Below are 15,053 nucleotides of genomic sequence, written 5' to 3' on the forward strand. Positions count from 1 at the left end.
CAATCGAGCAATCCCCGTGTCCGAGTCCGTGTCCGAACTGCTCGCCATCGCCGTGGCGGCCCTCGGCGGCAGTGAACGCAGCGGTCAGGTGGAGATGGCCAATGCGGTCGCCCATGCCTTCGAAACCGGCGAACATCTCGTGGTGCAGGCTGGCACCGGAACCGGCAAGTCGCTGGCGTACCTGGTCCCCGCGATCGTCCGCGCGGTCACCGACAACGCTCCGGTTGTCGTGTCGACGGCGACGATCGCGCTGCAGCGTCAACTCGTCGATCGAGACCTGCCTCGACTGGCCGATGCACTGGCCGACGCGCTGCCCCGCCGGCCGGAGTTCGCGTTGCTCAAGGGCCGTCGAAATTATCTGTGCTTGAACAAAATTAATGGCGGCGGTTCCGGCGAGGAAGCAGAACCGCCGCAGGAGGAACTGTTCAATCCGATGGCGGTCAGCGCCCTGGGCCGCGACGTGCAACGGCTCACCGAATGGGCGTCGACGACCGACACCGGCGACCGGGACGACCTGAAACCGGGCGTGCCGGACCGGTCCTGGTCGCAGGTCAGCGTGTCGGCCCGCGAATGCATCGGGGTGGCGCGTTGCCCGTACGGCGCGGAGTGCTTCTCCGAACGCGCGCGCAACGCCGCGGGCCACGCCGACGTCGTCGTCACCAATCACGCGTTGCTGGCCATCGACGCCGTCTCAGAAAGCGCTGTGCTACCGGAACATTCACTGCTGATCGTCGACGAGGCCCACGAACTGACCGACCGGGTGACCTCGGTGGCCACCGCCGAACTGACGTCGGCCGCGCTCAGTGTCGCCACGCGACGGATCACCCGGCTGGTGAGCTCGGAACTGACCGAGCGACTGGAGGCGGCGTCGACCACCTTCGCCTCGGCGATCCACGATGCGACACCGGGCCGTATCGACTATCTGGATCAGGAATTGGCGACGTACCTGGCCGCGCTGCGGGACGCCGCCAGCGCGGCCCGCTCGGCGATCGACAGCACCAGCGACGCCAAGGCGGCCGCGGCGCGCGCGGAAGCCGCGGCAGCACTGACCGAGATCTCCGACACCGCGTCACGCATTCTCACGTCATTCACACCCGCCATTCCGGACCGCACCGACATCGTCTGGCTCGACCACGAGGACAACCGCGGCTCCCCGCGCGCCGTGCTGCGGGTGGCGCCGTTGTCGGTGGCCGGATTGCTTGCCACACAGGTCTTTACCCGTTCCACGACGGTGTTGACCTCTGCGACGCTGACCGTGGGCGGCTCGTTCGATGCGATGGCCGCGGCGTGGGGCCTGACGGGGCGGGAGGACGAGGCCCCGCCCTGGCGGGGGCTGGACGTGGGATCGCCCTTCCAGCACGCCAAGTCGGGAATTCTCTATGTGGCCGCGCACCTGCCACCACCGGGCCGCGACGGAACCGGGTCGGCGGAGCAGCTGACCGAAATCGCCGAACTCGTTGCGGCCGCCGGAGGGCGCACGCTGGGGCTGTTCTCGTCGATGCGAGCCGCGCGGGCGGCCGCCGAAGCCATGCGCGAACGGCTGGACACGCCGGTATTGTGTCAGGGCGACGACAGTACCTCCGCGCTCGTCGAGCAGTTCGCCGCCGACCCGGAAACCTCGCTGTTCGGCACGCTGTCGCTGTGGCAGGGCGTCGATGTACCGGGGCCGTCGCTGTCGCTTGTCCTGATCGATCGCATCCCTTTCCCGCGACCCGACGACCCGCTGCTGAGTGCCCGTCAACGCGCGGTGGCCGCCCGCGGCGGCAACGGCTTCATGGACGTCGCCGCGAGCCACGCCGCGCTGCTGCTGGCACAAGGGGCGGGACGGCTGCTGCGTCGGGTCACCGACCGCGGCGTGGTGGCGGTGCTGGATTCGCGGATGGCCACCGCCCGCTACGGCGGCTACCTGCGGGCCTCGTTGCCCCCGTTCTGGCCGACCACCGATCCCAAGCAGGTCCGCGCGGCGCTCACCCGGTTGGCGCGAGCGGACGCGGCTATCAAGCCAGGGTGACCAAGCCGAACTCGGCGGCACTTGCCAGCATCGGGTGCCGCGGAAGCACCCGCACCGTATAGCCGATGGAGCCGGCCAACGGCAGTGGCGTCGTCGTCGAGAAGACCTGACTGCCGCCCTCGGCGCTGCCGGTGTAGGTCATCTCGATGGTGACCGGCTCCTGCAGCACATCGTTGGAATCCACCCGGCCCAGCACCGCCTGCACCGTCACCTCATCGGCCGCCAAGCCGGCCAGTTGAACGGTCGCGGTCAGGGTCAGCTTCGAGCCGAGCAGTGGAGTATCCGGCAGACCGGTGCTGTCGACGTCGGTGATCTTGACCTTGGGCCAGGCCTCTTCGATTCGGCGTCGGTAGGCGGCGAGCTCACGGGCAGCGTCGAATTCGTTGCCGCCCTCAGGGGCCGCGATGGTCCGGCGTCCTGACTGCGCCGCGGGCGCGTAGTAGTTATCGACGTAGTCGCGCACCATGCGGGATGCCAGCACCTTGGGGCCGAGCGTCTGCAGGGTGTGCCGCACCATCTCCAACCACCTTGGCGGCAAACCGCGTTCGTCACGCTCATAGAATTTCGGCGCTACCGCTTCTTCGAGCAGGCTGTACAACGCATTGGATTCCAAGTCATCGCGCCGGCTCTCGTCGGCCACACCGTCGGCAGACGGTATCTCCCAACCGTTTTCCCCGTCGTACCACTCGTCCCACCAGCCGTCGCGGACCGACAGGTTCAACCCGCCGTTGAGCGCGCTCTTCATTCCTGAAGTGCCGCAAGCCTCTAACGGCCGCAACGGGTTGTTCAGCCAGACGTCACAGCCCCAGTACAGCATCCGGGCCATCGACATGTCGTAGTTGGGCAGAAAGGCAATTCGATGCCGCACCTCTGGCCGGTCGGCGAAGCGAACCACCTGCTGAATAAGCGCCTTGCCCCCGTCGTCTGCGGGGTGCGACTTCCCGGCGACGATCAGTTGAATGGGCCGTTCCGGGTCGAGCAGCCGTCGCTCGAGCCGAGCCGGATCGCGCAGCATGAGTGTCAACCGCTTGTAAGTCGGAACCCGGCGGGCGAAACCGACCGTCAACACGTCAGGGTCGAAAGCCGAAGAGATCCAACCTAGTTCGGCTTCGGATGCCCCGCGCTCCAGCCAGGACTGGCGCAGCCGCCGCCGGACTTCCTCGACTAGCAGTGCACGCAGTTGCGACCGTATCGACCAGAGGTGCCCGGGATCGACTTGTTGCAGTCGCAGCCATAAGGCGGGTTCGCTGAACGAGTCGGACCCGGCCAGTTCGCGGCCCAGCTGCAGCCACTGCGGCGCGGCCCAGCTGCGGGCGTGCACGCCGTTGGTGATCGACCCGATCGGTACTTCGCCGCCGTCGAAACCCGGCCACAGCTCGTTGAACATGGCTCGGCTCACCCGGCCGTGCAGCAGCGAGACGCCATTGGACCGTTGCGCCAGGCGCAGACCCATGTGAGCCATGTTGAACTTGGTCGGGTCGGTCTCGGCCCCGAGTGCAAGGACCCGCTCGGTGGGCACGCCCGGTAGCAGCGAAGGCGCGGCATCGGCGAAGTAACGTTCGACCATCTCCACCGGGAACCGGTCTATGCCGGCGGGAACTGGGGTGTGGGTGGTGAACACCGTGCTGGACCGCACGACGGTCAGCGCGGTATCGAAGTCGAGCCCCGAGTCGGTCATCAGCTCTCGAATGCGTTCGATGCCGAGGAATCCCGCGTGCCCCTCGTTCATGTGATAGACCTCGGGCGCGGGCAGCCCTTCGATCGAGGTGTAGGCGCGGATCGCGCGAACCCCGCCGATTCCGGCCAAGATTTCCTGCTTGATGCGATGCTCTTGGTCGCCGCCATACAGGCGGTCGGTGACACTGCGCAGATCGTGTTCGTTTTCTGGAACGTCGGAGTCGAGCAACAGCAGCGGCACGCGGCCCACCTGCGCCACCCAGATACGCGCCCTCAGCTGTGCGGAGTCCGGCAACGCCAACTCGACCAACGCGGGGTTTCCGTCGGCATCGGTGAGCAGCCGCAGCGGCAGACCCTGCGGGTCCAGGGACGGGTAGTTCTCCAGCTGCCACCCCTCGGCGGAAAGGGACTGCCGGAAGTAGCCGGAGCGGTAGTAGAGACCAACGGCGATCAGCGGCAGGCCCAGGTCAGACGCCGCCTTGAGGTGGTCCCCGGCGAGGATGCCCAGGCCGCCGGAGTAATTCGGCAGCACCTCGGCGACGCCGAACTCCATGGAGAAGTAGGCGATCCCGGTGGGCAGTGCGGCACCGGATTCCGCCTGCTGCTGATACCACAACGGACGGGTCAGGTAGTCGTTCAAGTCGGCAGCCAGTTCGTCGAGGCGCCGCAGAAATTCCTCATCCAGGGCCAACTCGTCCAGGCGCGCGGGCGTCACCGCGCCCAGCAGCGCTACCGGATCGTTGCCGCACCGTCCCCACAGCGCCGGGTCGATGCTCGCGAACAGGTCTTGGGTCGGTTTCTCCCACGACCACCGCAGGTTGGTCGACAACTGATCCAGGGCGGCGAGACGGTCGGGTAGGTGGGCACGGACGGTAAACCGACGAAGGGCCTTCACGCGTCTTTACCTTACTGAGGCAGCCGACACGCGCACCCTTTGCGCCCGAACTGTGAGGCACAGCTTGGGGCCTCGCGGGTGTGGTCGGACACTAGGGTGGGTATGGGCGCAATAGGGGCGCGTAAGACGCAAAGAGGCAGCCGTCCGGCCTAACGAACTACAGGCAATCCTCCGGCGACGATGCAACCCGCGTTGCGGGCCAAGGAGGAGCAGGAGAATCAAAGGAGTGATTGGGTGCCCGGTCGTGTCGAGATCGATGACGTCCAACCCGTCGTCTCGTGCGGCGCATACCCGGCCAAAGCGGTCGTCGGCGAGGTAATTCCGGTCCGGGCCGCGGTATGGCGGGAAGGGCACGAGGCAGTCGCGGCGACGCTGGTGGTGCGTTACCTGGGCCCTCGCTACCCACACGTCACCGACGTGCGACACGCCAAGGCGGTCCAGGCGCCTGAAACGAGGCATGAGACCGGCCCGGTCGAGGCACGGGTCAAACCGCAGCTGTTGCCGATGACGATGGGCCTGGAGCCATTCGTTTTCCACGGCCAGTTCACCCCCGACAAGGTCGGTTTATGGACCTTTCGGGTGGACGGCTGGGGGGACCCGATTCACACGTGGCGACACGGTCTGGTGGCCAAACTCGACGCCGGTCAGGGCGAGAAGGAACTCTCCAACGATTTGCTGGTTGGCGCTGCGCTGTTGGAAAGGGCCGCGACGGGAGTGCCGCGGGCGCAGCGCTGGCCGCTGATGGAGGCTGCCGCGGCATTACGGACGCCCGGCGACCCGGTGACGCGCTCCGCGCGGGCGCTCGCGCCCGACATCGAGGAAATCCTGGCCCAGTATCCGCTGCGGGATCTGGTGACCCGAGGCCAACAGTTCGGCGTCTGGGTAGATCGGCCGCTGGCCCGCTTCGGTTCGTGGTACGAGATGTTTCCGCGCTCCACCGGGGGCTGGGACAGCGACGGAAACCCGGTGCACGGCACCTTCGCGACGGCCAAAGAGCAGCTGCCCCGCATCGCCAACATGGGATTCGACGTGGTCTACCTGCCCCCGATTCACCCGATCGGCAAGGTGCATCGCAAGGGCCGCAACAACAACCCCACCGCCGCCCCGGGAGACGTCGGATCGCCGTGGGCGATCGGCAGCGACGAAGGTGGGCACGACGCCATTCACCCGCAACTGGGCACCATCGACGACTTCGACGACTTCGTCGCCGCGACCCGTGAGCTCGGCATGGAGGTGGCCCTGGACCTGGCGCTGCAATGCGCGCCGGACCATCCGTGGGCCCGCGAGCACCGGGAGTGGTTCACCGAATTGCCCGACGGCACAATCGCCTACGCGGAAAACCCACCGAAGAAGTATCAAGACATCTACCCGCTCAACTTCGACAATGATCCGGCCGGCCTCTATGACGAAGTGCTGCGCGTGGTGCTGCACTGGGTTGACCACGGCGTCAAGTTCTTTCGGGTCGACAACCCGCACACCAAACCGCCGAACTTCTGGGCCTGGCTGATCGATCAGGTGAAGTCCGTCGACCCCGACGTGCTGTTCCTGTCCGAGGCGTTCACTCCGCCCGCCCGACAGTATGGCCTTGCCAAGCTCGGTTTCACCCAGTCCTACAGCTACTTCACCTGGCGCACCGCCAAATGGGAGCTCACCGAATTCGGTAATGACATAGCGGCACTGGCCGACTTCCGCACGCCTAACTTGTTCGTCAACACCCCGGACATCCTGCACGCGATACTGCAGCACAACGGACCGGGCATGTTCGCGATCCGGGCGGTGCTGGCCGCCACGATGAGTCCGGCATGGGGGATGTACTCCGGTTACGAGCTGTTCGAGCACCGTGCGGTGCGGGAAGGCAGCGAAGAGTACTTGGATTCCGAGAAGTACGAATTGCGGCCACGCGACTTCGCCGGTGCCCTCGCCGAAGGTAGGTCCCTGGAGCCTTTCATCACCCGGCTCAACGAAATTCGGCGTCTGCACCCGGCGCTGCAACAGATACGCAACATCCATTTCCACCACCTGGAGAACGACGCCTTGATGGCCTACAGCAAGTTCGACCCGACCACTGGCGACTGCGTGCTGGTGGTGGTGACGCTCAACGCTTTCGGGCCTGAGGAGTCGACGCTGTGGTTAGACATGGCGGCATTGGGTATGGAGACATACGACCGGTTTTGGGTGCGAGATGAGATATCCGGCGAGGAATACCAATGGGGGCAGGCCAACTACATCCGCCTCGACCCGGGTAAGGCGGTCGCCCACATCATCAACATGCCGCTCATCCCACCCGAAGCTCGAAGCACGCTATTGCGCAGGAGGTGAGTGGCCCCATGAGCCGCGCCGACCAACTCGCCGGGACACACCTGGCACCTGATCCGGCCGAGGTGGCTCGCCTCGTGGCCGGCGCACACCACAATCCGCACAGCATCTTGGGCGCGCACGAATACGGCGACCATACGGTGATTCGGGCACTGCGTCCGCACGCGGCCAGCGTCGTCGCCCTCGTCGGTGGCGACCAATTCCCGCTCAAACACCTCGATTCCGGGTTGTGGGCGGTAGCTGTACCGTTCACCGATCTCATCGACTACCGGCTGCAAATCAGCTATGAAGGTGCCGAGCCGTACACCATCGCCGACGCTTACCGATTCCTGCCCACGCTCGGCGAGGTCGACCTCCACCTGTTCGCCGAAGGCCGCCACGAACGGCTGTGGGAGGTGCTCGGCGCGCATCCACGTGCGTTCACCACAGCCGACGGCACGGTGACCGGGGTGTCCTTTGCCGTCTGGGCACCCAATGCCAAGGGCGTCAGCCTGATTGGCGAGTTCAACGGCTGGAGCGGCAACGAGGCGCCCATGCGGGTGCTGGGTTCCTCCGGAGTGTGGGAACTGTTCTGGCCGGGCTTCCCCACCGACGGCCTGTACAAGTTCCGGGTCCACGGCGCCGATGACGTGGTCACCGAGCGGGCCGACCCGTTCGCGTTCGCCACCGAGGTGCCACCGCAGACGGCGTCGCGGGTGACGGTGAGCAACTACACCTGGGCGGACGACGACTGGATGACGCAACGTGCCCAGCGCAATCCGGTGTTCGAGCCGATGAGCACCCTCGAGGTCCATCTCGGTTCGTGGCGACCCGGCCTGAGTTACCGCCAGCTGGCCAAGGAGTTGACGGAATACGTTGCCGAACACGGCTTTACCCACGTCGAGCTGCTTCCCGTCGCCGAGCACCCGTTCGCCGGGTCCTGGGGATATCAGGTCACTTCCTACTACGCCCCCACCTCACGATTCGGCACACCCGACGATTTTCGTGCGCTCGTTGACGCGCTCCACGCGGCGGGCATCGGCGTCATCGTGGACTGGGTACCGGCACACTTTCCGAAAGACGCGTGGGCGCTGGGCCGGTTCGACGGAACACCGTTGTATGAGCACTCAGACCCCAAGCGCGGTGAGCAACTGGATTGGGGCACATACGTATTCGACTTCGGACGTCCAGAGGTGCGTAATTTTCTGGTCGCCAACGCCTTGTATTGGTTGGAGGAATACCACATCGACGGCCTACGGGTGGACGCGGTGGCCTCGATGCTCTACCTGGACTACTCGCGTCCAGAGGGCGGCTGGACCCCGAACATCTATGGCGGGCGCGAGAACCTGGAAGCTGTGCAGTTCCTGCAGGAAATGAACGCCACCGCGCACAAGAAGGCGCCGGGCATCGTCACCATCGCCGAGGAATCCACCTCGTGGCCGGGCGTGACGAGGCCGACAAGCCTTGGCGGACTTGGCTTTTCCATGAAGTGGAATATGGGCTGGATGCATGACACGCTCGGCTATCTGCAGCACGATCCGGTACACCGCAGCTACCACCACCACGAGATCACGTTCTCGATGCTGTATGCGTTCAGCGAGAACTACGTGCTGCCGCTCAGCCATGACGAGGTGGTGCACGGCAAGGGCACACTCTGGAGTCGGATGCCCGGCTCAAATCACAACAAAGCCGCTGGGCTGCGCAGCCTGCTCGCATATCAATGGGCTCACCCTGGAAAGCAGCTGTTGTTCATGGGCCAGGAATTCGGCCAGCGCGCCGAATGGTCCGAACAAAATGGGCTGGATTGGTTCCAGCTGGACGAGCAAGGCTTTTCGAACGGAATCCTGCGCCTCGTCGGGGACATCAACCGCATTTACACCAGCCACCCAGCGTTATGGAGTCAAGACAGCACGCCCGATGGCTACTCCTGGATCGACGCAAACGACTCCGGCAACAACGTCCTGAGCTTCCTGCGGTACGGAAGCGATGGGTCCGTGATGGCCTGCGTATTCAACTTCTCGGGCGCCGAACACAGCGGATACCGAGTTGGGCTGCCGGCCACCGGTCGCTGGCGTGAGGTCCTCAACACCGACGCCACCGTCTACAACGGTGCCGGTGCGGGCAACCTCGGCGGTGTCGAAGCCACCGACGACCCATGGCACGGCCGTCCCGCGTCGGCGGTGCTGGTGCTGCCGCCGCTGTCGGCGATCTGGCTGGAGCCGACGCCGGCGCAACACTGATTTCTGCCTTTTCGGATGAATTAGCCAATTTGTGTTCAAAAAACCGCCGATTTTCGTTTACGTGGTGGTTAAATACGGTCCCGGCTGGCTAACCTGGGAGGTACCGTCCATGTCGTTCTTGATCACCGCGCCCGAAGCCGTCGCCGCGGCGGCAACCAATTTGTCCGGAATCGGAACGGCCATCGGCCAGGCAAACTCTCTAGCCGCCGCCTCGACGACCGAACTACTAGCCGCTGGGGCCGACGAGATATCGCTGGCAGTAGCTGCACTTTTCGGGCAACACGGCCAGGCCTATCAGGCAATCAGCGCCCAGGCCGCAGGCTTTCACAGCCAGTTCGTGCAGGCTTTGAGCGCCGGGGCCAGTTCTTACGCCACCGCGGAGGCCGCCGCCGCCCAAGCCGCCGCCGCTGGGCCGTTGGACGGCTTTCTGAATCTGATCAATACCCCCACCCAGCTGTTGCTGGGGCGCCCGCTGATCGGTAACGGGGCCAACGGCGCGCCCAGCACCGGACAAAACGGCGGCGCCGGCGGGATCTTGTACGGCAATGGCGGCAATGGCGGGTCTGGCGCGCCCGGCCTGCCCGGTGGGGCCGGCGGAGCGGCCGGGTTGTTCGGCAACGGTGGAGCAGGCGGGATCGGCGGCGACAGCACGACGGGCAACGGTGGCGCGGGCGGTGCGGGCGGGGCCGGCGGAATTCTGTTCGGAGTGGGTGGCGCTGGCGGCGCCGGGGGCGTTGGCATCGGCGGTCTGGGCGGGGCCGGAGGCGCCGGCGGCGCTGGCATCCTGTTCGGCTCCGGCGGTACGGGCGGTGCCGGAGGGGTTGGGCTGGACGGAGGCGGCGTCGGCGGGGCAGGCGGCCGCAGTGGATTCTTTGAGTTGTTCGGCACTGGCGGCGCGGGCGGCCAGGGCGGGTTCACAACCGATTCCGGAACCGGCGGCACCGGTGGGGCCGGCGGGGCTGGTGGCCTGTTCAACAATGGCGGCGCGGGCGGCGCCGGCGGGTGGGGAGCTGACGAGGGTGCCGGCGGGGCCGGTGGGACCGGCGGCGCCGGCGGAATCTTGTTCGGTCACGGCGGCGCGGGCGGCGCCGGTGGCATCGGCGCTAGCGGCCCGAATGGCACCGCCGGCGGCGCAGGCGGCGCGGGCGGCAACGGCGGATTGTTCGGCTCGGGTGGTGCCGGTGGCGCCGGCGGAGACGGCGGGGTCAGCTTCGATGACAATGGGATCGCCGGGGCCGGCGGGGCCGGCGGTGTTGGCGGTGCCGGTGGACTATTCGGTTCCGGAGGCCCAGGCGGCATCGGCGGCAGCGGGGGCACCGCCGCCGGAAAGGACTCCTTCGCCGGCAACGGCGGCAGTGGCGGCAATGGCGGCACGGGGGGCCTATTCGGCCCCGGCGGCAGCGGCGGCGACGGCGGTGGCGGCGGCAACCGGGCCGATAGTTCCACAACAGCCGGGAAGGGCGGCGCGGGCGGCGCCGGCGGTAACGGCGGGGGTGTTCAGCTCCGGCGGCTCGGGCGGTGCTGGCGGTTATAGCCGTCTAGTGGCCGGAGCGGGAGGTGCCGGCGGCAATGGCGGATGGTTCGGCTCCGGCGGCTCGGGAGGCACCGGGGGCTCCGGTCTGGATGGCGGCTCGGTTGGCGGGGCCGGCGGGGCCGGAGGCAACGCGGGCCAGCTTGTCGGCTGGGGTGGAGCCGGCGGAGCCGGCGGACTGGGTGCCACAGCCGGCGCCGGCGGTAACGGTGGCAATGCGGGCCTGATTTACGGCGACGGCGGCGCTGGTGGCGTCGGCGGATTGGCCATCAACAGCAATGGCGGGACGGGTGGCCGCGGCGGCAACGCCGGATTCATCGGCAACGGCGGTAACGGCGGCGCAGGCGGGAACGCAGTAGACGGGACGAAGTCCGGCGGGGCCGGCGGCGCGGGCGGTAACGCTCAGACGATTGGCAACGGCGGCAATGGCGGCAATGGCGGCAGCGGCGCAACACCCGGTGCGGGCGGTCCTGGCGGCGCGGCCGGCAACGGCGGCATCTTCGGCCTGCCCGGGATCGACGGCCTCACCGGGCCATAGGAACCGCGTGGCGGGACGCGAGCAGACGCCAAAGGGCCTTTTTTTCCAGCCTGTTCGCTCAGTACAGCGCGTTGGCGAGGTTACGCCTGCCCGCGACGACCTCAGGGTCGGTGGGATCGAACAGTTCGAAGAGCTCGATCAGCCGAGTGCGCACCTTATTGCGGTCGTCACCAGATGTGCGCCGTACCAAGGCGATAAGACGATCGAACGCCGCAGTGACGTCCTGGTTGAGGATCTGCACGTCGGCCGCGGCGAAGGCGGCATCGATGTCGTCTGGTGCCGCGTCGGCCACGGCTACGGCGTCCGGTCGCTGAGAAGTAGCGCGGGTAAGGAACTCGATCTGCCGAAGGGCGCCTTTCGCTTCGGCGTTGTTCGGATCTGCGTCCAGAATCGCCTGATATGACCGTTGGGCCGCGTCGAAGTCCCCATCGTCGAGTTCTTGACGCGCCTGTGCCACGGCCGGGTCGACCTCGGCCTGCTGAGAAGTCCGCGGGCCCTTGAGTTTCCCGGCTGTGGCGGAAACCAAGGAGTCCACCCACCGCCGCAGTTGGTCGGGCGGCTGGCTCCCCTCGAAGCTCGAGATCGGCTGTCTCGCAGCCAAAGCCACCACGGTCGGCACCGCTTGGATGCCGAACGCCCTGGCGACCGCGGGCGCGGCGTCGACGTTGACCGTCGCCAACGACCACGTTCCCTGGTCTTCAACCGCCAAACCGGACAGCGTTTCGAGCAGGTCGACGCACACGTCGCTGCGCGGTGACCACAACAACACCACCACGGGGACTTCGTCGGACCGCAGGATCGCGTCGTCTTCGAAATTGGCTTCGGTGATCTGCGTGATCGTCGAGGTGCCGGGGTCGCCTGGACCGCTCGAGCCACCATCTGCCGATGACGCAGGGCCTGCCGCGCTCGCCGCGGCCTTCTGTTGAGCTCGTTGCTTGAGACCGGACAAGTCGACCGCACCAGCCAGGGCGGGTCCGATTGGGGGTCGCGGACGTGTCACATCATCAAGTCTGACACGCACCGCGTATCAGTTATCCACCCGGGGCAGGGCCTGTTTTTCCACCGTATGACCAATATCACAACGGCCATCGCGGACACCGTGTCCGCGGATTGTTAGCAAAGCTACTGACGAGTTAACCAGCGCGCAGGATCAGTGCGTCGCCCTGGCCGCCGCCGCCGCACAACGCGGCCACTCCGTAGCCCGATCCACGGCGTGCCAACTCGAGCGCCACATGCAGCGTGATTCGCGCCCCAGACATGCCGATCGGATGCCCCACCGCGATTGCGCCACCATTGATGTTGACGATCTCGGGGTTCACGCCAAGTTCCTTCGTTGAGGCCAAAGCCACTGCGGCGAATGCCTCGTTGATCTCCACGACATCGAGTTGGTCCACCGAGATGCCTTCGCGGCCAAGGGCTTTCCTGATCGCGTTGGCCGGCTGCGATTGCAGCGTCGAATCCGGTCCGGCGACCACACCGTGCGCACCGATCTCGGCCAGCCAACTCAACCCCAGCTCCTGGGCCTTTTCTTTGTTCATCACGACAACCGCGGCCGCTCCGTCGGAAATCTGCGAGGCGGACCCGGCGGTGATGGTGCCGTCCTTGCGAAACGCCGGCTTGAGACCGGCAAGGGACTCAGCGGTGGTGTTCGCGCGAATGCCTTCGTCCTCGCTGAACTGCAAGGGATCACCTTTGCGCTGCGGAATGCTCACCGGGACAACCTCGTCGGCGAAAACGCCGTCTTTCCAAGCGGCAGCGGCCTTTTGGTGCGACGAGGCAGCGTACTCGTCCTGCTCCTGACGGGTGAACTGGTCGATGTCGTTGCGCTGCTCGGTGAGCGCACCCATTGGCTGGTTGGTGAACGCGTCGTGCAGCCCGTCATAAGCCATGTGGTCCAAAACCTTGACGTCGCCGTACTTGTAGCCCGCCCTGCTGTCGATCAGCAGGTGGGGGGCCTTTGTCATGGATTCCTGTCCCCCGGCGATCACCACGTCGAACTCACCGGCGCGAATTAGCTGATCAGCCAGTGCGATCGCGTCAATGCCGGACAAACACATCTTGTTGATGGTCAGCGCCGGCACATCCCAGGAGATGCCTGCGGCAACGGCAGACTGGCGAGCGGGCATCTGACCGGCCCCCGCGGTCAGCACCTGGCCCATGATCACGTACTCGACCAACGAAGCGGGCACATTGGCCTTTTCCAGGGCGGCTTTGATGGCGATGCCACCCAGGTCGCTGGCACTGAAATCCTTCAGCGAACCCATCAATTTCCCGATAGGCGTCCGTGCTCCAGCAACTATCACCGACGTCGTCACAACTTCCTCCTAAGCGCACGGGAACAGCCTGTCCGGAGAACCCGGTAGAGACAGATTCTTTATAACGAGGTTACCGTTAAGGGGTGACGACCGATCAAGTTGACGCCCGTCAGGTTCTGGGTACCTCGCTGGTTACCGGGCTCGATCACGTCGGCATCGCGGTCCCAGACCTCGACGCCGCAATCGAGTGGTACAACGACCACCTTGGCATGATCCTGGTGCACGAGGAGGTCAACGAGGACCAGGGCATCCGCGAGGCAATGCTGACCGTGCCGGGTTCCACAGCACAGATCCAGCTGATGGCCCCGCTAGACGAGTCATCGGTCATCGCGAAGTTCTTGGACAAGCGCGGCCCGGGCATCCAACAGCTGGCCTGCCGTGTTCGCGATCTCGACGCGATCTGTGAACGGCTGCGCAGCCAGGGCGTCCGCCTCGTGTACGAGCGGGCCCGCCGCGGCACGGCAAACTCCCGGATCAACTTCATCCACCCCAAGGACGCCGGCGGCGTTTTGATCGAGCTGGTCGAGCCCGCTTCCTAGTTCCGCCTGAATCCGGCTACTCAAGACCACTTTCGAGTCGGGCCGCGGGTAGCGCGATTTGTCCAGCACGGGGTGTGCCAGTGCCGCCGTTCCTCGACCGCTTGCGGTAGATCATTCGGCCAAACGACCACATGCGGTGTGCCAGGCTGGATATGGTGGTCACATCCGGGGCACCGATAAACCTTGACCGCGCGGGCCGCAGCGACCGGACGCACTTCGTATTCGTAACCATCGGGCCCGATTTCGACGCGCCCCACCAGCGGCACGAACTTCCCCGGCTCGCGGCGCCGTAGCGGCTTACCCCGCCCGCGCCGAGACATCAGAAGAGCCGGTACTCGTCGCTGTCCATCCCCCGCATCTGATCGTAATCCAATGTCAGACAACGGATTCCGCGATCAATGGCCAGAGTCCGGGCCTGGGGCTTGATCTGTTGGGCGGCGAACACCCCCTTGACCGGCGCGAGAACGCTGTCACGGTTGAGCAATTCGAGATAGCGGGTGAGTTGCTCGACGCCGTCGATTTCGCCGCGGCGCTTGACTTCCACCGCAACTGCACCGCCCCGCTCATCGCGACACAGCAGGTCGACGGGCCCGATTGCCGTCATGTACTCGCGACGAACCAGCGTGTACCCCTCACCGAGCAACTGGACGTGCTCGGCGAGCAACGCCTGCAGATGCGCTTCGACGCCGTCCTTGACCAAACCCGGGTCGACGCCCAAGTCGTGGCTGGAGTCGTGCTCGATCTCCTCTACCGTGATCCGCAGTTGTTCGCCGGCCTTGTTCTCGACCACCCAGACGGGCGATTCCCCGTCGACCTCTTCGGTCAACCAGCACGGCGGACTCATCCAGTTCAACGGCTTGTAGGCCCGGTCGTCGGCGTGAACGCTGACTGACCCGTCGGCCTTGAACAGCAGCAGCCTGCGGGCGGAGGGCAGATGTGCGGTGAGCCGACCGATGTAGTTGACGGTGCATTGAGCGATGACGAGACGCACCCGAATCACCTTAGAGCCTGT

Annotated in this window: 9 protein-coding genes and 1 pseudogene; 5 read left to right on the forward strand and 5 right to left on the reverse strand. The window is 66.2% G+C overall.

Annotation, left to right across the window (positions count from 1 at the left end):
* Window positions 1-10 precede the first annotated feature (10 nt).
* The gene (locus G6N68_RS19875) at window positions 11-2,011 is read left to right on the forward strand and encodes an ATP-dependent DNA helicase (RefSeq protein WP_163718822.1); all 2,001 of its coding nucleotides are present in this window, start codon (window positions 11-13) and stop codon (window positions 2,009-2,011) included.
* On the opposite strand, the gene glgP is transcribed toward G6N68_RS19875, so the two are convergent.
* On the reverse strand, window positions 1,998-4,583 hold the full coding sequence (gene glgP / locus G6N68_RS19880; protein ID WP_163715980.1) for an alpha-glucan family phosphorylase: 2,586 nt from the start codon (window positions 4,581-4,583) through the stop codon (window positions 1,998-2,000). The two genes, G6N68_RS19875 and glgP, sit on opposite strands and share 14 nt — an antisense overlap.
* 234 nt (window positions 4,584-4,817) lie before the next feature.
* On the opposite strand from glgP, the gene G6N68_RS19885 reads away from it, so the two are divergent.
* From G6N68_RS19885 to G6N68_RS19895, 3 genes and pseudogenes are all read left to right on the forward strand, one after another.
* A complete protein-coding gene (locus G6N68_RS19885) occupies window positions 4,818-6,902 on the forward strand; it encodes an alpha-1,4-glucan--maltose-1-phosphate maltosyltransferase (RefSeq protein WP_205351395.1) in 2,085 nt (694 codons plus the stop codon).
* 8 nt (window positions 6,903-6,910) lie between these two features.
* Window positions 6,911-9,118 (forward strand): 1,4-alpha-glucan branching protein GlgB, encoded by a 2,208-nt coding sequence (glgB, locus tag G6N68_RS19890; protein WP_163715986.1) that lies wholly within the window; start codon window positions 6,911-6,913, stop codon window positions 9,116-9,118.
* 109 nt (window positions 9,119-9,227) lie between these two features.
* Window positions 9,228-11,136 (forward strand): annotated as a pseudogene (locus G6N68_RS19895) (PE family protein); the annotation flags it as partial.
* Window positions 11,137-11,245: 109 nt separating this feature from the next.
* On the opposite strand, the gene G6N68_RS19905 reads toward G6N68_RS19895, so the two are convergent.
* A complete protein-coding gene (locus tag G6N68_RS19905; RefSeq protein WP_163715995.1) occupies window positions 11,246-12,187 on the reverse strand; it encodes a tetratricopeptide repeat protein in 942 nt (313 codons plus the stop codon).
* A gap of 133 nt (window positions 12,188-12,320) precedes the next feature.
* Window positions 12,321-13,502 (reverse strand): acetyl-CoA C-acetyltransferase, encoded by a 1,182-nt coding sequence (locus tag G6N68_RS19910; protein WP_163715998.1) that lies wholly within the window; start codon window positions 13,500-13,502, stop codon window positions 12,321-12,323.
* Between the two features lie 83 nt (window positions 13,503-13,585).
* Here G6N68_RS19910 and mce point away from each other — a divergent pair, with 83 nt between their 5' ends.
* Window positions 13,586-14,041 carry a methylmalonyl-CoA epimerase gene (mce, locus tag G6N68_RS19915; RefSeq protein ID WP_163716001.1) on the forward strand — a complete coding sequence of 152 codons (456 nt, stop codon included), beginning with the start codon at window positions 13,586-13,588 and terminating at the stop codon, window positions 14,039-14,041.
* Window positions 14,042-14,061: 20 nt separating this feature from the next.
* Here the strand turns inward: mce and G6N68_RS30990 are convergent, their stop codons facing one another.
* The gene (locus tag G6N68_RS30990; protein WP_163716006.1) at window positions 14,062-14,361 is read right to left on the reverse strand and encodes an Rv1322 family protein; all 300 of its coding nucleotides are present in this window, start codon (window positions 14,359-14,361) and stop codon (window positions 14,062-14,064) included.
* Entirely contained in the window at window positions 14,361-15,032 is a 672-nt protein-coding gene (nucS, locus tag G6N68_RS19925; protein ID WP_163716009.1) for an endonuclease NucS, read from the reverse strand. The genes G6N68_RS30990 and nucS overlap by 1 nt, the downstream gene beginning before the upstream one ends.
* Window positions 15,033-15,053 lie beyond the last annotated feature (21 nt).

The sequence above is a fragment of the Mycobacterium bourgelatii genome (genome assembly GCF_010723575.1).
Taxonomy (GTDB): Bacteria; Actinomycetota; Actinomycetes; order Mycobacteriales; family Mycobacteriaceae; genus Mycobacterium; species Mycobacterium bourgelatii.